This is a genomic window from Dietzia sp. ANT_WB102 (assembly GCF_008369165.1).
In the GTDB taxonomy this organism is placed as follows: Bacteria; Actinomycetota; Actinomycetes; order Mycobacteriales; family Mycobacteriaceae; genus Dietzia.
In genome coordinates this window covers 166,380-191,146 of record NZ_VOBA01000001.1, presented here as the reverse complement: position 1 = coordinate 191,146, position 24,767 = coordinate 166,380, and the positions used below count along the sequence as shown (strand labels likewise).

General features: G+C 69.6%; 21 protein-coding genes, 1 tRNA gene and 1 pseudogene. 9 read left to right on the top strand and 14 right to left on the bottom strand.

Features of this window, described 5'->3' with window-relative positions; genetic code table 11:
• Nucleotides 1–230: 230 nt before the first annotated feature.
• The 7 genes from mgtE to mbhE form a co-directional block, all read right to left on the bottom strand.
• Nucleotides 231–1,589, bottom strand: coding sequence for a magnesium transporter (mgtE, locus tag FQ137_RS00885; RefSeq protein ID WP_370452367.1), 1,359 nt, complete (start codon nt 1,587–1,589; stop codon nt 231–233).
• A gap of 73 nt (nt 1,590–1,662) precedes the next feature.
• Nucleotides 1,663–2,001: a monovalent cation/H(+) antiporter subunit G gene (locus tag FQ137_RS00880; RefSeq protein ID WP_149290719.1), complete on the bottom strand. Its 339-nt coding sequence runs from the start codon at nt 1,999–2,001 to the stop codon at nt 1,663–1,665.
• A gap of 17 nt (nt 2,002–2,018) precedes the next feature.
• Nucleotides 2,019–2,291 (bottom strand): monovalent cation/H+ antiporter complex subunit F, encoded by a 273-nt coding sequence (locus FQ137_RS00875; protein ID WP_149290718.1) that lies wholly within the window; start codon nt 2,289–2,291, stop codon nt 2,019–2,021.
• On the bottom strand, nt 2,288–2,620 hold the full coding sequence (locus tag FQ137_RS00870) for a Na+/H+ antiporter subunit E (RefSeq protein WP_188064703.1): 333 nt from the start codon (nt 2,618–2,620) through the stop codon (nt 2,288–2,290). The genes FQ137_RS00875 and FQ137_RS00870 overlap by 4 nt, the downstream gene beginning before the upstream one ends.
• A complete protein-coding gene (locus FQ137_RS00865) occupies nt 2,617–4,176 on the bottom strand; it encodes a proton-conducting transporter membrane subunit (protein ID WP_223146481.1) in 1,560 nt (519 codons plus the stop codon). Before FQ137_RS00865 ends, FQ137_RS00870 begins: the two co-directional genes overlap by 4 nt.
• Entirely contained in the window at nt 4,173–4,505 is a 333-nt protein-coding gene (locus FQ137_RS00860) for a sodium:proton antiporter (RefSeq protein ID WP_149290716.1), read from the bottom strand. The genes FQ137_RS00865 and FQ137_RS00860 overlap by 4 nt, the downstream gene beginning before the upstream one ends.
• The gene (gene mbhE, locus FQ137_RS00855; protein ID WP_149290715.1) at nt 4,502–7,522 is read right to left on the bottom strand and encodes a hydrogen gas-evolving membrane-bound hydrogenase subunit E; all 3,021 of its coding nucleotides are present in this window, start codon (nt 7,520–7,522) and stop codon (nt 4,502–4,504) included. Before mbhE ends, FQ137_RS00860 begins: the two co-directional genes overlap by 4 nt.
• 136 nt (nt 7,523–7,658) lie before the next feature.
• Between mbhE and FQ137_RS00850 the strand changes: the two genes are divergently transcribed.
• Nucleotides 7,659–9,056: a hypothetical protein gene (locus tag FQ137_RS00850; protein ID WP_149290714.1), complete on the top strand. Its 1,398-nt coding sequence runs from the start codon at nt 7,659–7,661 to the stop codon at nt 9,054–9,056.
• Between the two features lie 20 nt (nt 9,057–9,076).
• Here FQ137_RS00850 and FQ137_RS00845 read toward each other — a convergent pair whose 3' ends face one another.
• From FQ137_RS00845 to FQ137_RS00830, 4 genes are all read right to left on the bottom strand, one after another.
• Nucleotides 9,077–11,167, bottom strand: a complete 2,091-nt coding sequence (locus FQ137_RS00845; protein WP_149290713.1) for an acyl-CoA dehydrogenase — start codon at nt 11,165–11,167, stop codon at nt 9,077–9,079.
• A gap of 162 nt (nt 11,168–11,329) precedes the next feature.
• Nucleotides 11,330–11,403, bottom strand: a tRNA-Pro gene (locus FQ137_RS00840).
• Between the two features lie 52 nt (nt 11,404–11,455).
• Entirely contained in the window at nt 11,456–12,439 is a 984-nt protein-coding gene (locus FQ137_RS00835; RefSeq protein WP_149290712.1) for a metallophosphoesterase, read from the bottom strand.
• 28 nt (nt 12,440–12,467) lie between these two features.
• Nucleotides 12,468–14,849 carry a transglycosylase domain-containing protein gene (locus FQ137_RS00830; RefSeq protein ID WP_149290711.1) on the bottom strand — a complete coding sequence of 794 codons (2,382 nt, stop codon included), beginning with the start codon at nt 14,847–14,849 and terminating at the stop codon, nt 12,468–12,470.
• A 268-nt stretch (nt 14,850–15,117) separates the two neighbouring features.
• Between FQ137_RS00830 and FQ137_RS00825 the strand changes: the two genes are divergently transcribed.
• Nucleotides 15,118–15,495, top strand: a complete 378-nt coding sequence (locus tag FQ137_RS00825; protein WP_149290710.1) for a WhiB family transcriptional regulator — start codon at nt 15,118–15,120, stop codon at nt 15,493–15,495.
• 86 nt (nt 15,496–15,581) lie between these two features.
• Here the strand turns inward: FQ137_RS00825 and FQ137_RS00820 are convergent, their stop codons facing one another.
• A complete protein-coding gene (locus FQ137_RS00820; RefSeq protein ID WP_149290709.1) occupies nt 15,582–16,691 on the bottom strand; it encodes an ArsA-related P-loop ATPase in 1,110 nt (369 codons plus the stop codon).
• Between the two features lies 1 nt (nt 16,692).
• A complete protein-coding gene (locus FQ137_RS00815; protein ID WP_149290708.1) occupies nt 16,693–17,748 on the bottom strand; it encodes an ArsA-related P-loop ATPase in 1,056 nt (351 codons plus the stop codon).
• A 66-nt stretch (nt 17,749–17,814) separates the two neighbouring features.
• On the opposite strand from FQ137_RS00815, the gene FQ137_RS00810 reads away from it, so the two are divergent.
• The 3 genes from FQ137_RS00810 to FQ137_RS00800 are packed head-to-tail and all read left to right on the top strand — an operon-like array spanning nt 17,815 to nt 19,339.
• Nucleotides 17,815–17,985 carry a DUF4177 domain-containing protein gene (locus FQ137_RS00810; protein ID WP_149290707.1) on the top strand — a complete coding sequence of 57 codons (171 nt, stop codon included), beginning with the start codon at nt 17,815–17,817 and terminating at the stop codon, nt 17,983–17,985.
• A complete protein-coding gene (locus FQ137_RS00805; RefSeq protein ID WP_149290706.1) occupies nt 17,985–18,464 on the top strand; it encodes a RidA family protein in 480 nt (159 codons plus the stop codon). The genes FQ137_RS00810 and FQ137_RS00805 overlap by 1 nt, the downstream gene beginning before the upstream one ends.
• Nucleotides 18,465–18,469: 5 nt before the next feature.
• Nucleotides 18,470–19,339 (top strand): MBL fold metallo-hydrolase, encoded by an 870-nt coding sequence (locus FQ137_RS00800; RefSeq protein WP_149290705.1) that lies wholly within the window; start codon nt 18,470–18,472, stop codon nt 19,337–19,339.
• 230 nt (nt 19,340–19,569) lie between these two features.
• Here FQ137_RS00800 and FQ137_RS00795 read toward each other — a convergent pair whose 3' ends face one another.
• Nucleotides 19,570–20,274 carry a Crp/Fnr family transcriptional regulator gene (locus tag FQ137_RS00795; RefSeq protein WP_063972214.1) on the bottom strand — a complete coding sequence of 235 codons (705 nt, stop codon included), beginning with the start codon at nt 20,272–20,274 and terminating at the stop codon, nt 19,570–19,572.
• A gap of 327 nt (nt 20,275–20,601) precedes the next feature.
• On the opposite strand from FQ137_RS00795, the gene nth reads away from it, so the two are divergent.
• From nth to FQ137_RS00775, 4 genes and pseudogenes are all read left to right on the top strand, one after another.
• Nucleotides 20,602–21,393: an endonuclease III gene (gene nth, locus FQ137_RS00790; RefSeq protein ID WP_255583289.1), complete on the top strand. Its 792-nt coding sequence runs from the start codon at nt 20,602–20,604 to the stop codon at nt 21,391–21,393.
• Complete coding sequence (locus FQ137_RS00785) at nt 21,390–22,085, top strand: TlpA disulfide reductase family protein (protein ID WP_149290704.1); 696 nt, start codon at nt 21,390–21,392, stop codon at nt 22,083–22,085. Before nth ends, FQ137_RS00785 begins: the two co-directional genes overlap by 4 nt.
• A 125-nt stretch (nt 22,086–22,210) precedes the next feature.
• Nucleotides 22,211–22,888 (top strand): annotated as a pseudogene (locus FQ137_RS15465) (CoA pyrophosphatase); the annotation flags it as partial.
• A 236-nt stretch (nt 22,889–23,124) separates the two neighbouring features.
• On the top strand, nt 23,125–24,321 hold the full coding sequence (locus FQ137_RS00775; RefSeq protein WP_149290703.1) for a MarP family serine protease: 1,197 nt from the start codon (nt 23,125–23,127) through the stop codon (nt 24,319–24,321).
• Nucleotides 24,322–24,767 lie beyond the last annotated feature (446 nt).

Sequence of the window (24,767 nt, the reverse complement as noted above, 5' to 3'; positions counted from 1 at the left end):
TCGCACGACGCGAGATCGGGCCCTGTGGCGTTTCTGGCTGATCGGTCGGCCCCGCGGCCCCGTCCCTCCCGGAGGGTGCGTGTCCGGAATGGTCCCAAGGCGACGCACAAGTGGGGTGAGTGCGTACGTTCAGGGCGCGCGCCCCAGGGAGGGGCGGTGGCGTCGGCGTGTTGACCCGGCCCGGGCCACCGCCAGGAGGTGTGCGGCAGTGCCGGCCAGGCGGCGCCCGTCTACAAGCCCAGGACCGCCCGCGCGATGAGGAAGTACACCACCAGGCCGGTGGCATCGACGAAGGTCGAGATGAACGGGTTGGAGAACACGGCCGGGTCGGCGCGCAACGTCTTGGCGAGCATCGGCATGACCCCGCCGACCGACGCCGCGACCGTGCACAACGACAGCAGGGTCAGCCCGATCACTATCCCGAAGTTCATGCCGTAGACGAGCCCCGCCACACAGAACGCGACGATCCCCAGGATGAGCCCCAGGGTGAACCCGGTGCGGACTTCCTGCCAGAGCACGCGGAAAGTGTCCCGGGGGCTCACGTCGCCCAACGCCAGCGCGCGGGTGACCGTGGTAGCGGCCTGATTACCGGTATTACCGCCCGTGCCGATGATCAGGGGAACGAACAGGGACAGCGCCACGACCTGTTCGAGTGTCGACTCGAAAACTTCCAGAACCTGAACCGTGAGCGCGGCGCCCACGGCGAGTACGAGCAACCACAGCACGCGAGAACGGACGAGCGACCGCAGCGGCGTCGAGAGGTAGGGGCGCCGCAGGGGCTCGACACCACCCTGCCGGGCGGTGTCCTCGGAGTCGGCATCCTCGAGGATGCGCAGCGCGTCGTCGAAGGTGAGGATCCCGACAAGCCGGTCCTCGTTGTCGACGATCGGGAGCACGATGAATCGCTCGCCCGAGCATCGGCGGGCCGCCTTCTCGGCCGACTCGCGTGCGCGGGCGCTCACGGCGTCGTTCATCAGCTCACGGATCGGGGTCTCGGGATCCGCCCGCATCACCGCGCGCAGCCCCACGATCCCGACGAGTGTGCGCTCCTCGTCGGTCACCGGCAGGGCGTAGATCGTCTCAACGTCGTCGATCTTGCGCGAGACTCGTTCGAGCGTCTCGGCCGCTGTGGTGTCGGGGTGGGTGGAGACGAACTGCGGAGTCATGCGGCGACCCACCGAGCCGACGGGGTAATCGAGGACGACGGCGGTGAGTGCCTGCTCCTCGGGTGAGAGGTCCCGCATCAACCGGGTCGCCACATCGGCGGGGAGTTCGTCGATGAGACCCGCGCGGTCGTCCGGGTCGAGTTCGGAGAATATCTGTCGTACTCGGTCGTCTTGCAGGTCGTGGATCAGTTCGGACTGCAGCGGGGGGACGAGCGACTGGAACGCGAAATGTGCGTCGGCCTTCGGGAGCAGGCGGAAGAGGACGGCGCGGTCTTTCGCGCCGCTGCGTTCGAGGACGTCGACCACCAACCAGGTCGGCATGGACGACACCAGTTCGGCGGCGTCATGGAGGCCACCGGCAGCGATGAGGATATCGAGTTGGCGAGCGGCCACGCTCGGATCGCGCAACGCGACGGCGGTCATCTCCGCATCGGACGGATCCGTGACAGGGGAGCCGTGGTGGTCGTCGTCGCGGGTCTCTCCGTATTCGAGCATGTCAGTACTCCTCCGCGATGTCGTCGTACGCCGTCAATGGGTCGAGCTTGCCGTCGGCGCGGTAGGCGGCACGGGCCAGAGTGATGGAGGCGACCGAGGTCACCACCACCGTCGCGCCGAGGGCCACGAACGCCTTTGCGAGCTCCACCCAGCTGAACCCGGACCTCAGCTCATGCACGTACGCCGAGGAGATGAACAGCATCATCCCCAGGCCGGTCGCCACCGACAAGATATTGATGCGGGTGAGTGCGTCCCCGGCCCGGAACATGGTCACCGCGGCGACCAGGAAGCAGAGCGACCCGAGCAACGCCGGCACGCCGATCAGCAGGTCTGTGATCATCGTTCCCTCCACTGACGTCACCGGCGCCCACGCGAGAGCAGCCTCGCCAGGGCGACGGTCGAGAGCACACCGATGAGCGAACCGAGCATGACCACGTCCAGAGCCACCGTGGATCCCCGGCGGATCACGAAGAGCACGAACAGTGCCACGGCGCAGAAGTAGCTCAGGTCGGCCATGACGGCACGGTTGGCGTCGCCCGGCCCGCGTACCGCGCGGACCGCCGCCACCACCATGCTCGCCACGACGATCACGGTCGACACGGCCAGTAGCCCCGTCAGGAGTGGGCTCATCTCTCATCCCCCCGCAGTACGGAGAGGATCCGGTCCTCGGTGTGACCCAGCAACTCGATCATCTCCTCCCGGGGGCCGCCCATCACCACGTGGACCCACAACTCGTCATCACCGATGACGGTCACCAGTGTGCCGGGAGTCACTGTGATCGCCCAGGCCAGGGCCGTGATCTCGACGTCGGTGCGGCAGCGCATGGGGTATCGCACCAAGACCGGCGTCCCGATCGGTCCGGGAGTCAACGCCTCCTTGGCCAGCGCCCACGAGGAGAGCACGACATTCCACAGCAGCCAGCCCAGGACGAGCGGGGCGCGGAGCACGCGGCGGATCACGAGCCTCCCCCGATCGTGGAGGCTGTCATCGCGTCCGGACCGTCGAGCACGGCTGAGACGTACGCGCCGGTGTCGACGAGGCCGGCCACCGCGCGGTCCATCTCTGGGGCGACCGCTCCGTATCCCAGGAACAACGCCACCGACACGGCCGTGAGTGCGCCACCGGGAACGAGCATGCGCGCCGGCACGCGCAGCGTCCAGGGGGACTCGTCGTCGTCCGTCGGCGCGGCCTCGTCGATCCGGTCGGCGTCACCAGCAGGGTGGTTCGGCCCGCCCCACATCGTGCCGCGCCACAGGCGGAGCATCGCCACGAGCCCGATGAGGGAGGCTGCGAGGACGACGACGACGGTGACGACCCCCCACGGGCCGCCCGTCCCGAGGGCGGCGGTGATGACCTCCAGTTTGCCGATCAGTCCCGAGGTGGGCGGCAGTCCCACCAGGGCCGCGATGGCGAGCACCAGCAGAACGGCCAGGGGACGTTCGCGGTACCACAGCCCGGACAACCCACCGAGTTGACCGCTGCGATAGACGTGCTCGGCGGCACCGAACAGCATCACCAACGCCCCGATGGTGACCATGTGGTGGATCATGTAGACGATCGCGCCGCCGGGAGCCTGCGCGACGGCGAGCGCGGCCAGGATGACGCCGACCCCGGAGACCATCTGCCAGGCGAGGATCTCGCGGGCGCCGTCGGGGGCTGCCGAGGCGACGGCGCCCCACAGTGTGGTCACCAGCGCCACTACAAGCATCACGCGGCCCCACGCGGGGTCGAGGTCGAACGCGGTCGCCCAGATCCGGATGATCGCGTAGAGCGCCACCTTCGTGTGCAGCGCGGAGAACAGCGCCATCACGCCTGCGGAGGTGCCGGGGTAGGCGCGGGGCAGCCATCCGTGGACGGGGACTGCGCCGGCCTTGATGCACAGGGCCATCAACACCACACCCAGCGCGGCGCCGACCCGACCGTCGGCCATCGCGGCCCCCGCGAGCACAGCCAGGTTGACGCTTCCGGCGGTGGCGTACACAAAACCCACGCCCGCGAGCAGCAGTGTCGAGGTGAGCAGGTTGATCACCACGAACAATCGGCCCACCCCGAGCCGGCGCCACGTGCCCGTCATGGCGATGAGCGCGTACGAGGGCAGCAGCATGACCTCGACAAAGACGAAGAGGTTGAACAAATCACCGGTGAGCAGGGCGCCGTTGGCGCCGGCGAGCAGCAGCAACGCGAGCGGGGCGAAGTAGCGACTGCGACCGAACTCGCCGGTCTGAGAACAGAACACCAGGGACATCAGCGCCACCACGCCGGTGGTGACGAGCATGAGTGCGGTGAAGGAATCGGCGACGAAGGGGATCGCCACGCCCGGGATGAACCCGCCCACAGCGGTGGCGATCACCGGGTCCGAGCGGTGCAGCACCAGCAGTGCGACACCGGCGACCGCGGTGGCCGTCGGGACTGCCAGCGCCACGAGTCGTCCGAACAGTCGAGACGGTGCGACGGCGGTCACGGCGGCGGCCATCACCGGGATGGCGGCAAGCAAGGGCAGGAGCAGGGCGGTCACGACGCGTGGTCCTCACCGGTGGGCGGAACGACGTGGGTGTCGTCGTCGCGGCTCACCACGGCGAGGGCGAGCATGAACACCGTCACCGCGAGCGTGATGACGATCGCAGTGAGGACGAACGCCTGAGGCAGTGGGTCGGCCGACACGTCGGTCCCGTTCACGTCGGCGAGCGGCTCGGCCCGCCACGCGGCCACACCTGAGCTGAGCAGCGCGAGGTTGACCGCATGGCTGATCAGCGACAGGCCGAACACCACGCGGACCATGCCCCGCTGCATCATCAGGTACACGCCGCCGGCGGTGATGACTCCGATCATGATCGCGATGGTCACCGGACCACCTCCGCGTCAGCTCCGCGACGGGCTCGGCCGGGGCCGCGCGCTCGGCGGTGACCGGTACTCGGCGCATCCGGGCCCGGCACGACCTCGGTGGGGGCGCGGCCGGCACCGAGAGTGTTGAACGCGGTCATGACCAACCCGAGAACGGCGGCGAACACCCCGAGGTCAAAGATGAGGGCGCTGGAAATGTGCTGGCCCGCCACGAGCCAGTGGGCGGGCTCGAGGAACTGCCCGAGCGCATAGCCACCGATCCCGGTGAGCCCCGTGAGCAGCAGACCCACGCCGATGAGCGAGACCGGCGTCGAGGGCCGGCTGACTGGACGGTCCGACTCACGGGCCAGATAGATCAGGGCGAAGGCGCACGATGCCACCAGAGCAGCGATGAAACCGCCCCCGGGCTCATTGTGACCACGCCACAGCAGAATGAGCGAGATCAGGGCAAGGACCGGGGTCACCCCACGCGCCAGCAGTTGCAGCGGAACGGTGTTGCGGGCGGCGTCCTCCAGCGCTTCCGCGGCTGATCCGGTGCTCTGTTCAGTGCCGGGGAGCAATTCCTGATCAGTGGCGGACGCCACGGTGTCGGCGGGGGTCCGGACCGAGCCGAGGACGGCGAGGATCGCGACGCCGGCTACCCCCAGCACGGCCACCTCGCCGAGGGTGTCGAGTGCGCGGAACTCCACCAGGATCGTGTTCACCACGTTGTTCCCGCCCGTGATCCGGGGGCCGTTCTCCAACAGGTACATGCCGATCGGGGAACGCTCCCGACGCCCGGTGAAGACCAGTACACCAACGGTGGCGACGACGCCGGTGAGCGCGGCCACGATGAGGGCGGCGGTGTTCCTGCGGCGTGAGGCGGCGATGAAGTCGCGGGGCAGACGTCGCAGGACCAGCACGAACATAATGATCGTGAGCGCTTCGACCAGCAGTTGGGTCAGGCCGACATCGGGCGCGCCGAGGCCGAAGATCTGGACAGTCACGGCGATACCGACCGCCGACAGCAGCACTGCCGCGGACAGCCGCGAGCGCGCGATACACAGCCCGACCACGGCTACCGCGACCACCAGGAGCAGCATCACGTCGATCGCGCTGTCGAGCCCGGCGACGCGAGGAGGGATCGAGGCGCCGCTCACCAAGGCCCACCCGCCGACCCCGACGGTGTAGACGATCAGCGCCGCTAGCAGGGCGCCGGCATGGCGGGCGGGCGAGTCCGACGCGGTCGGCCGGACCAGGGCCCGGCCGGCGCGAGTGGTGGCCGTCATCAGTCCCTCGAGCGCGGAGGCGCCGGTGAACGGCAGCAGCTCGCGCGCGAGCACGCGGTCGATCGTCGCGCGCCGCCAGACCAACACCACGCCGACCACCAGGATGAGGGCGGTGAGCCCGGCCTCGAGGGTCAGCCCGTGCCACAACGCGAAGTGGGCCTCGTAGGTCAGGTCGTCGATCGTCCCGGCGGGCGCGGTTCCGTAGGCGACCGCGGCGCCCGGCTCGTGCGGGGGCCAGCCGAACGGCCCGGCAGCGGACTCGGCGATCGCCGACATCGGCACGTCGAACACCCAGACCACCAGCGCCAGAGGCAACCCGATCGCGGCGGGTAGCGCGGCAGGCAACCAGAGGCGTGCCTGGCCCTCGTGGACCTCGCCCGCGTCGGCAGCCGGGCGGGCCGGGTCGCGGTAGACGCCGAGGAAGCCGCCCAGCACGATGCGCGCACAATAGAGAAACGTGAGGATCGCTCCGATCACCGCGGCGGTGAGCAGGGCGGTGACCGCCACCGGGTGTCCACCAGCCACGTCACCGAACGCGATGAGCATGGACTCCTTGGAGACGTAACCGAGGGTGGGGGGCACGGCGGCCATGGCGCCCGCGCCGAGCACGGTGGCGCCGAACGCCCACGGCATGCGCCGCCACAGCGGGTCGAGCTCCCGAATATCGCGCGTCCCCGCCCCGTGGTCCACGACGCCGACCAGCATGAACAGTCCGGACTTGAACAGGGCGTGGGCGACGGTGTGGAGTGCTGCCGCGGCGAGCGCCCCCTGCGTCCCGACCCCGATCGCAGTGATGATCCACCCCAGTTGGCTGACGGTGGAATAGGCCAGGAGTTGCTTGAGGTCGGTCTTCTGCAGCGCGAACACGGCCGCCATCACCGCGGTACCCATACCCACGGACACGAGCAGTGCGTTCCACACCGGCACATCGTGGAACGCGGGTGAGAATCGCATCAACAGGAAGATGCCAGCCTTGACCACTGCTGCGGCGTGAAGGTAGGCGCTCACCGGGGTCGAAGCGGCCATCGCGTCGGGCAGCCAGAAGTGGAACGGGAACTGCGCGGACTTGGTGAAAGCCGCGATCGCCACGGCCACCGCCACCGCGGCGGTGAATCCGGGGTCCGCGGCCCACACGTCGTCGCTGAGGGCTGCAGAGATGGACGTGGTACCAGTGCGCAGCCAGATGGCCACGAGAGCGCCCAGCAGGACCAAGCCGCCGACGATCGTCACCGTGAGGGTGCGCAGAGCGGCCGCGTATGCGGGGCGACCCGAGTTGGCGATCAGCGCGAACGACGCCAGGGACGTGAGCTCCCAGCACACGTAGAGCAACACCATCGAATCGGTGAGGACGAGCCCCAGCATCGAGACCGTGAACAGGGTCATGAGCTGGTAGAAACCGTAGTGCTGCGGGCGGCCCCCGCCGCCGCGCCCGCGGTTGCCGTCGTCGGAGAGATACGACGACGAGTAGATCAACACGACCGCGCCGATCACCAGCGCGAGCATCGCGAACAGCAGGCCCGTGGGGTCCGCGAACAGGTCGAGGGTCCAGTCGCGGGCTGGCACCCAAGGGATGCGCACGACCGCGGTCGGCATCCCCGACAGGGCCAGAGACAGCGGTGACAACAGCGCGAACGCCCCGACGAGATACAGCAGCGCGAGAGGCCACCCGGCGCCGCGGCCCAGCCACCGCGTGAGCGGCCAAGCGAGTGTCGTCGCCAGGCCTGTGACAGCAATCGCGAGGACGGGGCTCATAGCTCCTTCCTGCGCGCGACGGGTGGTGAGGGTGGGCGAGGGTGTGCGGGGAGTTTATCAACAGGTCCGACAGCCGATACGGGGGCATGCCGAGTGACCTGCGGGAACGTCGGTTTCGCCCGGTTACGATCCGTCCATGAACTCCTCGGACACCCCCTCGGAGCCCTCGACGGACACCGACATCCTGCCGGTCGCCGAACACAGTCCCAGCACGGGGCTCGCCCGGCGCCTGCTGGGCCTGGTGGTGCTCGTGGCCCCACTGGTCCTCGCCGCCCTGTGGGCGGTGGTCGGCCCGACCCCGCAGCAGCCGGAAACCGCACCGGGGGCCGGCGGGCCCCTGCGCTCGGCCCTGTCTGAGGCTTCGGCCAACTCGTCGTTCACTGTCGCCGGGGCGGAGCAGCTGCGCTCCGGGACCAGCGAACTCGCCGACGGCGCCGGGCAACTGCGGGACGGCTCCGCCGAACTGGCCACCGGCATGGAGCAGCTGCAGGCAGGCATGGGGCAGGCCGGATCCGGAGCCGACGAGGTCGCAGGCGGCGTCAGCCAGGTCGTCGGGGCAGTCCGCGGGGTCGCCGTGATCCAGGGGCAGGTCTCCACCGCCATCGAAGACGCGCTGTCCCGACTCCGGGGGGACGCCCCCGAGGTCGTCCAGGCACGCAACGCCCTGACCGGACTACGCGACCAGCTGGCCGCCCAGGGGCTCGACCAGAACACGTTGAGCAACCTCGACCAACTCGACTCCGGCGCCACCGAACTCGCCCGGCAGCTCTCCGCCCCGGGCGCCGACCTGCGCGACGGTGTCTACGAGGCGACCCGCGGCGCCCGCGCACTCGCAGGCGGAGCGGGCGAGCTCGCCACCGGAGCCGACGCCCTGCGCGACGGCGCGGCCAGCGTCGCGGACTCCGCCGGCCGCACCCAGGAATCCATCGGAAAGACCGGACGGGCACTGGCCGTCGAGCAGGGCGACGCCGGGGTGGAGGCCGCCGAAGCCGCCGACGACTCCCAGCGCCGCACCTCCGCCGGGATCCTCGGCGTCGCCGCGGCCGCCGTGCTCGGAGCACTGCTCGTCCAGCTGGTCCGCCGGCCCGGCTCATCGATCGCCGAGTCGGTCCTCGCACTGGCCCTGCTGACTGCGGGCCTATCCGCATGGGCGCTGGCCACAGCCGACGTCCACTCTGCGGCCGGGGCGACTGCGGCCGTCGGTGTCGTCGCCCTCGTCGTCGTCGCCTCCGCCGCCCTGTGGCGCGCGCTCGTCGCGGTGCTCGGCCCCTGGCCCGGGCGGATCGCGGCGGCGATCCTCGCCGCTGCCTCGGCCGGCGCGGCGTGGTGGGTGTGGGTCGCCGGCGGCGCACCGTCCGCGGTCGTCACCGCCACCTCCGCCACAACGACCGGGCAGGCGACCGCAGCCCTCGACGCGGTGCTGCTCGCCGGCCCCGCCGCCGTCGCGTGGACCGGTGCGGCCGTCCTCGTCGCGGTCGCCGTGTTCTCGCTGCTGGCCGCCCGCATCGCCGGACGGCCCCGGCCCCGCGCGTAGGAGTCGAGTGGGCAGCCGGCTCAGTCGGCCAGGCCCGCGACCTCATACTCGTCGGCGGGCTCATCGGTGATCGTGTCCACGCCGCCATCGGTGAGCATGGGCACCTCAAAGACGAATTCCGGGATCGCGAACGCGTCCACCAAGGTGCGCGCCCGTCCCGCCAGCTTCGTGCACAACCGGTTACGGTCGGCCGTCGCGGCCTTCGTGCGCTCGGTGGTGAGACGGTTGTGCTCGAGGAACCAGCCCTTGTCGTGGTCGACGATGTCCAGCACGTACAGGTCGCACAGCATCCCCAGCACCTCCTTCGCCTCGGGATCGTCACACGCGTCCACGGCCTCGGCGAAGCGGGCGAACACCCAACTGTCCATGTGCGCACGGCCAGCCTGGAGGAGGTGATCCTGAGCCGAATTGAACACCTTGAACGCCGCAGACCCGTCCTGGCCCTCCGCCTTGCGTAGGCGGCGGGCAACGGTCTCCAGCAGGTGCTCCTCGCGATCAACGAGCAACTGGAGCTGATTGCCCCGGTCGAGCAGGTCCGTGTGCTCACGGTCGGTCACCGCGTCGACGAGCTTCTGCCACAGCGTGGACGTCCGGGCCTTCTCCTGCACCACGTCGACGGCGGTGCTGAGCGCGAACGCCACGGTCTCACGCTGGTCCATATTGCCGAACTCTGCGGCGTAGGCGCTCATGAGCTCCTTACCGACGAGCTGGGTGAGCACCACGTTGTCGCCTTCGAAGGTCGAGAAGACGTCGCAGTCCTTGCGGATCTCGGTGATGCGGTTCTCCGCCATGTAGCCGGCGCCGCCGCAGGCCAGGCGTGCCTCAGTGAGGGTGTCGTTGGCGAACGCCGTGACCGTGGCTTTGATGCCCGCGGCGTGGGTCTCCATCTCGCGGCGGCGGACCTCGTCGTAGGCCTCCGGGTTCCTCTCGAACTCGTCGAGCTGGGAGATGATCGCGTTTTGGGCGCACGCGTACGCGTACGCGCGGGCGACCCGCGGCATGAGCCGCCGCTGGTGCTCGCGGTATTCCAACAGCGGGATACCCCGGCCGGTCTCCGGGTGGTCGAACTGGCGGCGGACCAGTGAGTACCGCACAGCCATCGCCAGCGCGGTGCGGCCCGCCGCACCGGCCGCCGCGCCCACCGATACGCGTCCGCGGATGAGCGTGCCGAGCATCGTGAAGAAGCGGGCGCCCACAGACTCGATCGGGGAGGAGTACTCGCCGTTGGCGTCGACGGTGCCGAAGCGGTCGAGCAGCGCCTCGCGGGGGACGCGCACGTCGTCGAACCAGATGCGACCGTTGTCCACCCCGTCGAGACCGCCCTTGTGGCCGTGGTCGGTGGTCCGGACGCCCGGCAGGTCGTTGCCCGCCTCGTCCCGGATCGGCACCAGAAGGCAGTGCACACCGTGGCGGAGCTCTCCGCCGTCGTCGGCGGTGGTGATCAGCTGGGCGAACACTGCGGCCATCCGGCCGTCACGTCCGGCGTTGCCGATGTAGGCCTTCTCCGCGCTGGGGGTGGGGGTGTTGATGACGAACTCGTCGGTCTCACGGTCGAACGTGGCGGTGGTCTCCAGATTCTGCACATCGGAGCCCCCGCCGACCTCGGTCATCGCGAAGCAGCCGAGCAGGTCGAGCGACATAACGTCGGGGATGTACTTCTTGCGGGTCTCGGAGTTGCCGAGGTTGGCGATCGCGCCGCCGAACAGGCCCCACTGGACGCCGGCCTTGACCATGAGCGACAGGTCCACGTGCCCGAGCATCTCGAAGGACGTCAGCGCGCCACCCGTGTCCCCGGTACCACCGTCCTCCTTCCGGAACCCGAGCTCGGGCATGCCCGAGTCCGAGAGTCGCTTCATCTGCGCCATGACGTGGTCACGATGCTCTTCCAGGGTCAGCCCGATGGGATTGAGCATGTCCGAGGTCAGGGATTTGCGAGTGAGCTCGCGGACATCCGCCCGCGGCCCGTCGAGGACCTTTTGAAGCTCGGCCGCGACGGCCACGTTTCCCGCGCCGGTCGTGGTGATCCGGCCGTAGTTCGGGTGCACGATCCGGCCGGGTTCGGGTGCACTGTCTCCTGCGGCGGCATTCTGGACGTCGGTCTCGGAGGTCATGACACGACTCTACGGAGAGTCCGCGCTGCTGTGCACCGGAAAACCGGCCCCACGTGTGCGGCACCACGCCCAACAGAGCGGGAAATGAGCGGGGATCGAGATGAGCGGGGAGCGAAATGGCCGAGGGCCCGGAACACTCACGTGATCCGGGCCCTCGCATTGTCGGGGTGGCGGGATTTGAACCCACGGCCTCTTCGTCCCGAACGAAGCGCGCTACCAAGCTGCGCCACACCCCGGTCGACAACGAGGGATACTTTAGCGTCCCGCCGCCGGATTCGCGAAACCGGGTCAGACGGGCAGGGGCACCTTCACCCGCTGCGGGGTCACCGGCACCTTGGATTCCTCCCCGCCGCCACCGGGCGCGGCCACCAGTTCCAGCAGCGTGGCCTCCGGGCGGCAGAACGTGCGGACCGGAACGTACGGCGAGGTGCCGAGCCCCGCGGAGACGTGCAGAACCAGGTTCCGGCCCCACGCGGACAGGCCCTGCGCTCGCGAACGGTCGATCCCGCAATTGGTGACGATCGCGCCGGTCGGCAGACAGAGCTGACCGCCGTGGGTGTGCCCGGCAAGCGCGAGGTCGTACCCATCGGCATCGAATCGGTCCAGCACTCGCGGCTCCGGCGAGTGCAGCAACCCGATCCTCAGGTCGAAGGCCGGCCCGGCGGGCCCGGCGATCTCGTTGTAGCGGTCGCGGCCGATGTGGGGGTCGTCGACCCCGGTGACCAGCACGCGTCGGCCGTCCACGGCGATCTCGGAGCGCTTGTGGGTGGCGTCGACCCAGCCCCGCTCGGTGAAGGCGGCCTTGAGATCGCGCCACGGCAGTGGGATGGTCGAGTGCTTCTTGCGGCCGATCCCGATATACGGCAGCGGGTTCTTGGGGACCGGGGCGAAGTAGTCGTTGGAGCCGAACACGAACGCGCCGGGCCGGGCGAGCAGCGGGCCGAGGGACTGGACAACGGACGGCACCGCCTTGACGTCCGAGAGATTGTCCCCGGTATTGACGACCAGATCGGGCTCCAGAGCCGCCAGCGAAGCGACGAACTGCTGCTTGCGTTTCTGGCCCGGCATCATGTGCAGGTCAGAGATGTGGAGGATCGTGAGCGGCTGCGACCCGGCCGCGAGCAGGGGCAGGGTGTGTCGGCGCAGGGTGAAGGCGTTGCGCTCCCAGCCCGTGGCGTACACGGCCCCGGCCACGACCGTCCCGGCGAGGACGGCCGCCGCGCGGGCGGGGGAGGTCATCGAACCCTGGGTCTTCCGTGAGGGGCGTGGCATCCATCCAGACTACCGACGTCCCGGGCGGTCACCGCGGTGGTGAGATCGTGATGGGCGCCAGGCCCGGCACGTTGATCACGACGGGCTGGTCGCCGATCGCCGCCCCTGGGCCGGAGGTGCCCTGATCCTGTGTTCCGGCTGCGCCCCCGCCACTGCCTCCCGATCCATCGGACACGCGGAGCGTGACCTGGGATCCTGGGATCCCGGTGCCGCCGTCGACGCCGACGACCGTGCCGTACGGCCGGCCGGTACCGGACACGAACTGGGAATTGACGATGAACCCGGCGTTGGTGAGCAGGGATGTCGCCGCGGACTGACTCATGCCCTCGACGTCGGGCATGGCGGCTCCACTGGTCCCGGCCTGGTAGGCGGGGTCCGGTTCCGGCAGCTGGACCGGGCCGTAGACGTCGGCGATCGGGGAAAAGGCCGAGAACCAGGTCTGTGCGGGTTCGCGACCGCCGAAGAGGTTGCCGTACGAGCACTGGCGCAGCGGGCTGGTACACAACTCGGTCGTGGTGGTGCCGTCGTTGAACGCGTAGACGGCCGCCGCGTAGTGGTTGGTGAACCCCAGGAATGCCGAGGAACGGTTGGCCTCGGAGGTCCCCGTCTTCCCGGACATCGGCCGACTCCAGCCGGCCCCCGATGCGGCGGCGGCCGCCGTGCCGGCGCCGACGGCGTCCTTGGACATGGCGACGGCGAGGGTGTCGGCCAGCCCCTCCTCGACCACTTGCTCGCACTTCGGCTCGTTCAGTTCGACGCGTGCGCCCGTGCGGTCTGTGATCGATTCGATGGGGCTGGGGGGACACCAGACACCACCGGACGAGATGGTGGCACCGACGTTGGACAATTCCAGCGCGTTGACGGCGGTGGGCCCGAGCGTGAATGACCCGAGGTTGCTCTTCTTGACGAACCCGCTGATCGAGTCGCCCCCGGGGGCGGTGCCCTTGCGGTCGAAGGAACGCATGCCGAGCCGGACCGCCATGTCGACGGTGGGGGTCACGCCCACGTCTTTGATGAGGTTGACGAACGTCGTGTTGGGTGACTGGGCGAGGGCATCGGTCACCGACAGCGCGGAGGGGTACGAGCCGGCGTTCTCCACGCAATATTGGGCGGCCGGACAGCCGGCGGCGCCACCCGCCCCGAACCCGGAGATCTGGACGCGGCTCGGCACCGGGAGGGTGGTGTTGGTGCCCATGCCCTTCTCCATGGCGGCGGCCACGGTGAAGACCTTGAAAACCGACCCTCCACCATCGCCGACCAGGGAGAACGGCTGCGGTTGGACGGTCTGGCTATCGCCCAGTTCAAGCCCGTACTGGCGACTGGAGGCCATTGCGACGACCTTGTGGGAGTCCTTGCCGGGGCGGACGACGCTCATCACCTCGGCCACGCCCTGGGCAGTCGGGTTCCCGTAGGTGTTGACGGCGCGCTGGACGTTGCTCTGCACGGTCTCGTCGAGGGTGGTGCGGATGGTGTAGCCGCCCTGCTCCACCATCTCGCGGGTCAGACCATTCTCCTGGAGGTACTGCAGTACGTAGTCGCAGAAGAACCCACTGCTGCCGGCGGTGATGCACCCGCGGGGCAGCGGATTGGGCCGCTCAAGCACTCCGAGCGGTTCGGCGGTGTAGGCCTCGCCCTCGGCCGGGGTGATGGCGCCGGTCTCGACCATGGTGGCGATGACCGTGTCCCGACGTTGCTGGGTGTCCTCGGGGTTGGTGTACGGGTTGAACCGGCTCGTGGACTGCACCATGCCCGCGAGCATCGCCGCCTGGGGAACGGTGAGGTCCCGGGCGTCGACACCGAAGTAGGTCTGCGCGGCGGTCTGTACACCGAACGTGCCGTTGCCGAACGAGACTAGGTTGAGGTACTTGGAGAGGATCGCGTCTTTGCTCAATTCCGCGTCCAGGGTGAGCGCCATCCGGATCTCTTTGACCTTGCGGGCTGGTGTGGTCTCGACGGCGGCGCGACGCTCCGCGTCGTTCTCGGCGGAAACGAGGAACTGGTAATTCTTGACCAGCTGTTGGTCGATGGTCGAGGCGCCCTGCTCGACCTCCCCGGACGTCGCGTTAGTCAGGGCCGCACGGAGGGTGCCGCGCCAGTCGACACCGCTGTGGTCAGCGAACCTGCGGTCTTCGATGGCGATGATCGCCAGCTTCATCTGCTGCGAGATGTCTTCACTCGCAACCGGCACGCGCTGCTGGTCGTAGAGCCACGCGATAGGAGTCCCGGCGGCGTCGGTCACCGTGGAGATCGAAGGCAGGTCACCCTTGATGAGGTCCGCAGACGTCCCGGCCAACGAGTCGGCCATCTTGTTGGACGCGAGACCGGCGGCACCGGCTATCGGGAACATGGATCCCGCCGCGACCACCCCGGCGGCGACACACGTCGCGACCAGCTTTCCCAGCGAACTCATAGCCGACACAAGCTCAGGGTACGTGACCACCCCTGTCGGCCCACCCTCCGCGCCGTGATGATGAGGCAACTCTTTACTTCTGTTGTGTGACTGCGGTAACAATATGGGGGAACGCGGGACGGATCGGACCGGAATGGGATCGCAGTACGTGGATTCCAGGGACCGGGCGCCCGCGCTACAGGGAGCCCGCCGCGCCAGGCGGGCTCAGAAGGCCGGAGGCGTGCGCGGTGAACCCGTTCACGCCTCCACACAGACTAGGGGTATTTCGATGACGGCCACTCTCCCCGGGACCACCCGCTCCTTCGGCAACGGGGTCCGCCCAGGTGCAAGCAACCCCCTCGGATCCGAGGAGACCATCATCGGGGAGGGGCGACAGGAATGGGTTGCCCAGGCCCGGTGCAGGGACATCGACCCGGACGAGTTGTTCGTCCGCGGGGCGGCCCAGCGTAAGGCCGCCTCGATTTGTCGCCATTGCCCGGTCCTGCTGCAGTGCCGGGCCGATGCCTTGGACAACCGCGTCGAGTTCGGAGTCTGGGGTGGCATGACCGAGCGCCAGCGCCGCGCCCTGCTCAAGCAGCATCCCGAGGTCCGTTCCTGGGCCGACTTCTTCGCCCAGCAGCTCGAGCGACACTCCACCGCCTACTGAGTCACCGCCCGACGACCCGGCACTACTCCGGGCCAGACCTCGCGCCCGCGGCCCGCGGCAAACGCCGCGGGCCGCCTACGTCCCGGTCAGCCGCAGAGTTGGTCACCCACTGAACGCAGCGCCTCCAGGTTAGAGATCTCGAACGGCAGCGAGGGAACGCCGACGATCCGCACGTCCGGGTGGGTGTCGGTGAACGACTCGAGCAGGCGGACCTCCTGCTTGGCGGTGCCCGCTCGGTCGGCGTGGATTCGGAGCACCGCTTCCGCTTCCGGGTTGTCGCCGGCCAGTCGATCGGCGGCCGCGCAGGCCTGCTCGGCGCTGAGGTCCGTCAGTCGCGGGTGCGTGCGGTTGACCACGACCCCCGCCAGCGGCATCTTCTCCTCGGCAAGCCGCTCCGCGAAGAACGCTGCCTCGCGCAGCGCCGGGCGCTCTGCGGAGGAAACGACCAGGAATTCGGTGCCCTTGCGGCGCAGGATGGCCTGCGTCCGCGCCGCGCGCGTGGTGAAGCCGCCGAACGTGGAGTCCAGCGCCACCACCACCTCTGAGGCGTCCCGGAGCATCGACGACCCCACCACCGCGGAAACCCCGCGCATCGCGGTGCTCATCGCGCCGCTCACCAGTCGCCCCACTCCGCGGCCGGGCGTCGACAGCAGCCGCATGAGACGGCTGTCGAGGAACGCGCCGAGGCGACGAGGAGCGTCGAGGAAGTCCAGAGCGTTGCGCGACGGCGGGGTGTCGACGACGACGAGATCCCACGCCGAATTGTCGAGCAACTGCCCCAACTTCTCCATGGCCATGTACTCCTGCGTCCCGGCGAAGGAGGTGACCATGGTGTTGTAAAAGCGGTTGTCCAGGATCGCCTGCGCCTTCTTTTCCGAGGTGTTCGCCACCACGAGTTCGTCGAAGGTGCGACGCATGTCCAGCATCATCGCGTGCAGCGAGCCGCCACTCGAGGCCGCCCCGTCCCCGAGGTCGACGGGGGAGGGTTCGTTGGACAGGTCGTCGATGCCGAGGGCCTGCGCGAGGCGACGGGCCGGGTCGATGGTCAACACGACCGTGTCGCGGCCGAGCTCGGCGGCCCGCAGGGCGACCGCCGCGGCGGTGGTCGTCTTACCCACGCCGCCGGCCCCCGTGCACACCACGACTCGGGTGGCGGGGTCGGTGAGCATGGCTGTGATGTCGAGGCGACGTGTCATGTCAGTGGACTCCCTGGTCGACGAGGGCGGAGGCGAGGTCGTACAGGTCCGAGACCTCCACGCCGTGGGGCAGTGCCGGCAGGACGAGAGTGGGGCATCCGGCGGACGTGAGGGTCTCGCCGGCCCGGAGTTGGCCCCGCGCCACGCGTGCGTGCTCGATGGCCTGCACCAGGAGGCCCTGCAAGCCCTCGTCGTCGACCTCCACGCCGGCCTTGTCGAGGCCGTCCGCCACCGCCTCGGCGTCGATGTCCTCCTCGGCGATCCGTTGGAGTGCCTCGTCGTCGAGGTGTCGGGTCTCGGCTCGGTTGATGATCACCTGGCCGACCCGCAGACCGTGACTCTTCAGTTCGGCGATCGCCTCGATGGTCTCCTGCACCGGTAGTGACTCCAGCAACGTCACCAGGTGCACGACCGTCCGGCTGGAGTGGACCAGCTCGGACACGGCCTCGGCCTGGCGGCGGATGGGGCCGCCCCCGCCGGCGAGATCGGCCATCGCGGTGGTGACGTCGAGGAACTTGCCGATCCGGCCCGTGGGCGGGGCGTCGACCACGACGGCGTCGTAGACGACCTCGCGTTTGGCGTGCTCGCGCGCCACGACCTCGTAGATTTTGCCGGTGAGCAGAACGTCTTTGAGCCCGGGCGCGATGGTGGTGGCGAATTCGATCGCCCCGACCGACTTCATCACCTTGCCGACGACCCCCAGGTGGTAGAAGGTGTCGAGGTAGTCGAGCATTGCGGCCTCGGTATCTATCGCGAGAGCGAACACCTTGCCGCCACCGTCGACCCTGGCCACGAGCTCCTCGCGGTAGGGCAGGGGGGCTCGGTCGAAGATCCGCGCGATGCCCTGACGCTCCTCCACCTCCACCAACAGCACCCGCTTGCCGGTCGACGCCAACGCCAGTGCGAGGGATGTGGCGACGGTCGTCTTTCCCGTCCCGCCCTTCCCGGAGACGTAGTGCAATTCGGCCCGTTCGGAGCTATCGGACCATCCGGTGGACAGTTCGTCGGCGATGGTCGACCGCGTCGACTGCGTACCTGGTCTCTCTGTGGACGGCATGCGCTACACATTATGCGCTCACACCACTGCGCGCGGTCTGCTCGTGACTTACCTAGAGTGGGGCACATGAGTGAATCCACTGGAGCAGCCCGGTTCGAGTACGTGACGGTCCCGCTGCTGACGCACGCCACCAAGCAGATCCTCGACCAGTGGGGGAGCGACGGCTGGGAGCTGGTCTCCGTGCTGCCCGGTCCCACAGGTGAGCAGCACGTCGCCTACATGAAGCGCCAGTTGTGATGCCCGAGAGCGAACCCGTCGGTTATTGGAGCCGCAAGCTCGAGCAGCTCGGCCTCGAGTTGCCGACGGTCGTCCCGCCCCTCGCCAGCTACGTCCCGGCCGTGCGCACCGGCGCATTCGTCTACACCTCCGGGCAGCTTCCTATAGTCGACGGATCCCTGGTCGCGACCGGAAAGGTGGGGTCCGAGGTCACTGCTGACCAGGCCGCCGACCTAGCCCGCACCTGCGCCCTCAACGCCCTGGCTGCCGTCGACGGTCTCGTCGGTATCGACTCGGTGGTGAAGATCGTCAAGGTCGTCGGGTTCGTCGCCTCGGCTCCCGGATTCAGCGGGCAGCCCGGGGTCCTCAACGGCGCGTCCGACCTGTTCGGCGAGATCTTCGGCGACGCCGGCGTCCACGCCCGGTCGGCGGTCGGAGTCTCAGAGTTGCCGCTCGATGCGCCCGTCGAGGTCGAGCTCGTGGTCGAGGTCGAGGGGTAGCAGCGATGTCCGCAGGCCTGGCCCCGATCAGCTTCCCGGCATATGAGACTCTCCGGCCTGTCACAGAGCTGTCCGGGGTCATCCTCTGCGACAACCCCTCCGAGATGACCTTCGAGGGGACCAACACGGTCATCCTGCGGGCCCCGGGGTCGCCCACCTGCGTGGTGGTGGACCCCGGGCCCGACGACCGCGCGCACGCCGAGCGGATCGCGGCCATCGTGGGGGAGATCGAGCTCGTCGTCGTCACCCATCGCCACGGCGACCACACCGATGGCATCGACCATCTGCGCGCGCACACCCCCGCCCCCGTCCGGGCCATCCAAGAGCGCTTCTGCCGCGATGGCGCACCGCTTCACGACGGCGAGGAGATCCACGCCGCCGGCCTGGACATCATCGTTCTTTCCACCCCGGGGCACACGGCCGACTCGATCTGTCTCGAGGTTCGGGCCGCGGGTACCGGGTTCACGGCTCCGCCGGACTGCGTGGTCCTCGGGGACACCATCCTCGGCCGGGATTCGACCGTGCTGGACTCGACCGATGGCGATCTTGGTGACTACCTGGGCAGCATGGATCTGCTCGCGTCGCGTGCCGACGGCGTCACCGGCATCCCCGGGCACGGGCCCGACGTCGAGAACACCGGCCGCGCCGCCCAGGTCCTCGGACGGCACCGGCGCGACCGGCTCGAGCAGATCGTGGCGGCCCGCGCCGAACTCGGCCGCGACGCCTCGGCCGAGGCGATCACGCAGCACATCTACCGGGACGTGACGCCGTTCCTGCTCAAGGTGGCCGAGCAGTCGACCAAGGTCGCGCTGCGCTACCTCGACCGACTCGACGCCGCCGAGGCAGATGGTGAGGTTGGCGGGGCCGGGCGGTAACGCCAGCAGCCTCGTCCCGCCGCCCGCCCGCGACCCGACGGCGCTGGCGACCCGACTGCATTCGCCCGCCGCCCGCGACCCGACGGCGCCCGCGATCGCGTGGAGTCACTCCGTCAGCGCCGGGGCGCACACCTCCTGGGAAATCACTGCACGCAGCGACTCCACGCAAGGGAGATGGACCGGCGTGGATCAGGCGAGCCGTCCCCGCTCCTCACAGGGGCTAGCTGGAGTCAGCGGGCGCGGCGGGCCAGGCGCTCGGTGTCGGAGATGATGACGCTCTTGCCCTCGAGTCGCAGCCAACCGCGGTGCGCGAACTCGGCCAAGGCCTTGTTCACGGTCTCGCGGGACGCGCCGACGAGCTGGGCGATCTCCTCCTGCGTGAGGTCGTGCGTCACACGGATGTTGCCGCCCTCCTGCGTTCCGAAACGCTGGGCCAACTGCAGCAGGGCCTTGGCGACACGGCCGGGGACGTCGGTGAAGATGAGGTCGGCGAGGTTGTTGTTCGTGCGGCGCAGGCGGCGGGCCAGGACGCGCAGCAACTGATCGGAGATCTCGGGGCGCTCGGCGATCCAGCGCTTCAGGGCGGAGCGGTCCATGGCCTGGACGGTCACATCGGTGACGCACACCGCCGAGGAGGTACGCGGGCCCGGGTCGAAGATGGACAGCTCGCCGAACATATCGGACGGCCCGAGGATCGAGAGCAGGTTCTCGCGACCGTCGGGTGCCTTGCGGGAGAGCTTCACCTTGCCCGAGGTGACGATGTAGAGGCTGTCGCCTTGCTCGCCCTCGCGGATGATCACGTCACCCTTCGAGTACTCCTCGCGGGTCAGGTCGGCTCGCAGGGCGGAGACGGCTGCCGGCTCCACGCCCTGGAAAATTCCGGCTCTGGTGAGGACGTCGTCAGCAGACTGGTCCGTGCGGCGATCAATCGTCACAGTCTGTGACCCTCCGTTCGGGGGCGCGGACAGGCTCGTCCGCGCCATGGCGTGCGTGTGGCGAAAACCACTGTAGTCGTTCGCGCGTCATAGATGGTGCCGACCCGCGATCAGCGCGACAGTTCAGGAGTCGATCTGTTCCGGTTGGTCGAGTATCGCGTTCTCGAACCGGTCCATGAGAAGCGCGAACCCGGCGAGGAGAACCGGCACCAGGACGACGAGGATTCCCTGCATGCCGTCGATTATCCACCCCCGGACGCGGCGATGCACACGCGCCCGGCCGGAGCGGGTCCGCAGCGAGCGCGTTCCGGGCCGTAATGTGGACTCATGCCCGACCCCGCTCCAGCCGTGACGCGCCGCAGACCAGGGGTGGCCGCGAGGGGGGTGGAGACCGACCTCGGGCGCACCCGCCGCGCGAGACGCATGCTCCGCACTCTCGAGGAGGCCTTCCCACACGTGTACTGCGAGCTCGACTTCACCGACCCACTCGAGTTGAGTGTCGCCACGATCCTGTCCGCGCAGTGCACCGACAAGCGGGTAAACGAGGTCACTCCGGCGCTGTTCGCGCGCTATCGGACGGCCGCCGACTACGCCGGCGCGGACCGCGAGGAGCTGGAGGAGCTGATCCGGCCGACCGGTTTCTACCGCAACAAGGCGCGGAGCATCCAGGGACTGGGCGCGGCGCTCGTGGAAAAGTACGACGGCGAGGTGCCGCAGCGGCTTGAGGACCTGGTCACCCTCCCGGGATTCGGACGGAAGACGGCCAATGTGGTGCTGGGGAACGCCTTCGGGGTGCCGGGTCTGACCGTCGACACCCACTTCATGCGGCTGGTGGCCCGGTGGAAGTGGACGGACGCCCCCGACCCGGTCCGCATCGAAAGGGAAGTGGCCCGCCTGCTACCCCAGCCCACCTGGACCGACGCCAGCCACCGGATCATCTTCCACGGCCGCCGGGTGTGCCACGCACGGACCGCGGCCTGCGGTGCCTGCGTGCTGGCCGACGACTGCCCGTCGGCGGGCGAGGCTGGCCCGCTCGACCCGGTCGCCGCCGCTCGCCTCGTGGCGGGACCCGAGCGTGACCACCTTCTGGAACTGGTCGGACTGGGGGATCTCGCGTGAGCTCCTCCACTCGCTGGTCTTTGGTCGCTCTCGTGGCGCTGGTCGGCGTCGTCGTCGCGCTCGTCTCCACCCTCGGCGGCTCCGACGGCGACAGCAGCGCCGCCCGATCCGGTGACACCGGGGGCACGACACTGTCATCGCAGGCCGCCCCTCCTCCCGGGGGTCCTCCGGCCGACGAGCCGATCACGGTGGTCGACCCGGACACTCGCGCGACCGTCGACCTGCCCGAGTGTCGCGACAGTGCCGTCGCCGCCACCACCGACGGTCCGGTCGCCGGGCTCATGGTGCGCTGCATGGACGACGGATCCACCACCACGCTCGGCAAGATCCAGGCCGGCAAGCCGATGGTGGTCAACATGTGGGCGTACTGGTGCGAACCGTGCCGCCGGGAACTGCCCGCCATCCAGGACGCCGCCGCCACCCTGGGCGACGAGGTGCGCGTGGTGGTCTCCCACACCGACCCGTCCGAGACCAAGGGCTTCGACACGCTGGGGGCCCTGGGCGTCGACGAGCTGATATCGGTATCCGACCAGGAAGAGGAGTTGCCCACCATCCTCGGAGCGCCCCCCGTCCTGCCGCTGACGCTGTTCGTCCGCGCTGACGGGACGGTCGCGCACGTGCTGGTCCAGCCCATGTACAGCGAACAGGACGTGCTGGACGCCGTAGCCGAGTACCTAGGGGTGACCGCGTGAGAGACGACGTGAACGGCCGCACGCATGGCGACGCGGTCGGCCGCACAGGTTCTCCTGCAGGCGAGTCCGCGAGGACTTTTGTGCCCCGGCCCGGCGACGTCACAGGCGTCCCACACCCCGGTTGGATGGATCCGCTCATGGCGGCGTGCACCGACGGGCGTTTCGACGGGCTACTGCCGAGACGGCGCCCGCCCGAGGACCGCGGCCCCAACGAGGTCGGCCGCCCGCACCGCGACGCCGCCGTGCTGGTGCTGTTCTCCGGCTCGGAGCACGCACCGGGCCCGCAGCCGCCCGCCGATGCCCGAGTCCTGCTCACCCATCGCGCTCCCACCCTGCGCAACCACTCTGGGCAGATCTCGTTCCCGGGTGGCGGCGTCGACGCCACCGATAGCGGCCCGGTGGAGGCCGCGTTGCGCGAGGCGTGGGAGGAGACCGGCCTCGACCCGGACGGAGTAGACGTACTCGCGGTGCTGCCCGAGCTGTACATCCCGGTCTCGAACTACTCCGTCGCCCCGGTGCTCGGGTACTGGCGGGATCCGATGGAGGTCGGCGTCGTCGACCCGGGTGAGACCGCGCGCGTGATGACCGTGCCGGTCAGCGAAATGCTCGACCCGGCGAACCGTTTCCTGCTCCGGCACACCACAGGGTGGACCGGGCCAGCGTTCCAGCACGACGACCTCGTGGTGTGGGGTTTCACGGCGGGCATCCTCGCTGCGATGTTCCACTCCGCCGGATGGGATCTGGACTGGGACACCACCGACATCCGGGACCTCGAGAGGACCTTGGCCGCGTCTGCGAACGGTGAACAGCACCGCATGTCGGCCGAGGAAGCCCGGCGGGAATCAGCGGATCCACTGGCCGATCGCACGGTCGCCGGGGTGCCCGGGGTGCGCGCGGGCTCAGCCGCCGGCGTCGCCGACACCGCCGACGTGGCCCGCGACGCCGGGCAGACTGCCGAACGCGATCGCGCCGAGGGGCTGGGAGACGGCCGCGAGGAGCCGCTCGACCTGCCCGCTGACAATCCCCGCAGGGGGTACCGGTGACGGGCTCACAGTGGCTCGACCTGGCACTTTTCGCGCTCGCCGCGGCCGCGGCGATCTCCGGCTGGATCAACGGAGCCGCGTCGTCGGCCTTCGCGTTGCTCGGCGTGGGCATCGGCGCGACCTCGGGGCTGCTGGTCGCGCCGCACCTGGTGCGGGAGATCGACTCACCGCTGGGCAGGTTGACGGCGGGCCTAGCGATCATCGCAGTGATGGTGATCATTGGACAGATCGCTGGCGTGACTATCGGCCGCGCTGCCCGGCGTTTCATCTCCGGATCCGGAGCCAGACTCCTCGACAGCACGGTGGGCGCCATTCTGCAGGCCGCCGCCATGCTGCTGGTGGCTTGGCTGGTCGCCGTGCCGATCGCCGCGCAGGAGGGGCCCGGACTCGGTAAGGCGGTGCGGGGATCGTCCGTGCTGGCCAAGATCGACGACGTCGCCCCCGAGCAGCTGCAACGGATCCCCGCGACGTTCACCTCGGTGCTCGGCACCACCGGGTTCCCGGACATCCTCGGCCCGTTCGGCACCACCCCGATGCAGGAGGTGCCGCCGCCTGATCCGTTGCTGGCCGGTTCCGAGGTGGTGGCCAGGGTGCAACCGTCCGTGGTGAAGATCAGGGGGCGGGCCGAGTCCTGCAGGCGCGCACTGGAGGGATCCGGCTTCGTGGCCGCCCCGGGACTGGTGATGACCAATGCCCACGTGGTGGCGGGCACCGGGTCGGTGACCGTGGAGGCCGGCGGCGAGGAGTTGGAGGCCGAGGTCGTGGTCTATGACTCCAGTGTGGACATCGCGGTATTGCGCGTGAACGGTCTGGACGCGCAGGCCCTGCCGTTCGCCGATGACCGCGCCCGCAGCGGCGATGATGCGATCGTCGTGGGCTACCCGGGCAACGGACCCTACCGGCCGGACGCTGCGCGGATCCGCGAGCGCGTCACCCTGCGCGGTCCGGACATCTACCGCGAGCAGACTGTCGAGCGCGAGGTGTACATCCTCCGGGGCTCCGTCCGTGAGGGCAATTCCGGTGGGCCGCTGTTGACGCCGCAGGGGCAGGTCGCCGGCGTCGTGTTCGGCGCCGCGATGGATGCCGCCGACACCGGGTACGCGCTGACGGTGGAGCAGGTGCTGCCGCAGCTCCAGCTCGCGGTCGATGCGCGGGAGTCGGTATCGACGGGCCGGTGCGTGGGCGTTCGCTGACCGGCCCTCCCGGGGAGCGACCGTGGCTCGGCGGTCCGGTCGAACTGCGGTGTGCGCACTGGCAGTTCACTGACGCCGGCGGCCCAGCGCGTTCGGCTTGCCCTGCCCGCTGGCCGGCGTGCCCTGCTTGCAGACGTGCCCCGCCGACTTACCCTCGGCCGACGAGTCCCCGCCTACTCACCCCTTCGGCCGACGAGTCCCCGCCTACTCACCCCTTCGGCCGACGAGTCCCCGCCAACTTGCGCTGCGTGAATGGTCCATTCCGGGCGCGCATGTCGAAGAATGCGTGCACGGAGGACGCGTAAGCCGAAGGGGCAGCGTAAGCCGAGGCGGATGCGCGGCGATTCTGCCCGCATCTGCGTGCTGCAGGGACCACCAGTCGGGCCGGGTGCGGTCCAGAGGCGAATCCCAGCGGGCCGCGCCAGGCGGTGTGCCGGTCGCGCGGC

What these genes read in the sequence shown, in the direction of transcription:
- mgtE (WP_370452367.1), bottom strand. Translation starts at nt 1,589, where the DNA reads ATGACCGCCGTCGCGTTGCGCGATCCGAGCGTGGCCGCTCGCCAACTC.
- FQ137_RS00880 (WP_149290719.1), bottom strand. Translation starts at nt 2,001, where the DNA reads ATGATCACAGACCTGCTGATCGGCGTGCCGGCGTTGCTCGGGTCGCTC.
- FQ137_RS00875 (WP_149290718.1), bottom strand. Translation starts at nt 2,291, where the DNA reads ATGAGCCCACTCCTGACGGGGCTACTGGCCGTGTCGACCGTGATCGTC.
- mbhE (WP_149290715.1), bottom strand. Translation starts at nt 7,522, where the DNA reads ATGAGCCCCGTCCTCGCGATTGCTGTCACAGGCCTGGCGACGACACTC.
- FQ137_RS00850 (WP_149290714.1), top strand. Translation starts at nt 7,659, where the DNA reads ATGAACTCCTCGGACACCCCCTCGGAGCCCTCGACGGACACCGACATC.
- FQ137_RS00845 (WP_149290713.1), bottom strand. Translation starts at nt 11,167, where the DNA reads ATGACCTCCGAGACCGACGTCCAGAATGCCGCCGCAGGAGACAGTGCA.
- FQ137_RS00835 (WP_149290712.1), bottom strand. Translation starts at nt 12,439, where the DNA reads ATGCCACGCCCCTCACGGAAGACCCAGGGTTCGATGACCTCCCCCGCC.
- FQ137_RS00830 (WP_149290711.1), bottom strand. Translation starts at nt 14,849, where the DNA reads ATGAGTTCGCTGGGAAAGCTGGTCGCGACGTGTGTCGCCGCCGGGGTG.
- FQ137_RS00825 (WP_149290710.1), top strand. Translation starts at nt 15,118, where the DNA reads ATGACGGCCACTCTCCCCGGGACCACCCGCTCCTTCGGCAACGGGGTC.
- FQ137_RS00820 (WP_149290709.1), bottom strand. Translation starts at nt 16,691, where the DNA reads ATGACACGTCGCCTCGACATCACAGCCATGCTCACCGACCCCGCCACC.
- FQ137_RS00815 (WP_149290708.1), bottom strand. Translation starts at nt 17,748, where the DNA reads ATGCCGTCCACAGAGAGACCAGGTACGCAGTCGACGCGGTCGACCATC.
- FQ137_RS00810 (WP_149290707.1), top strand. Translation starts at nt 17,815, where the DNA reads ATGAGTGAATCCACTGGAGCAGCCCGGTTCGAGTACGTGACGGTCCCG.
- FQ137_RS00805 (WP_149290706.1), top strand. Translation starts at nt 17,985, where the DNA reads ATGCCCGAGAGCGAACCCGTCGGTTATTGGAGCCGCAAGCTCGAGCAG.
- FQ137_RS00800 (WP_149290705.1), top strand. Translation starts at nt 18,470, where the DNA reads ATGTCCGCAGGCCTGGCCCCGATCAGCTTCCCGGCATATGAGACTCTC.
- nth (WP_255583289.1), top strand. Translation starts at nt 20,602, where the DNA reads ATGCCCGACCCCGCTCCAGCCGTGACGCGCCGCAGACCAGGGGTGGCC.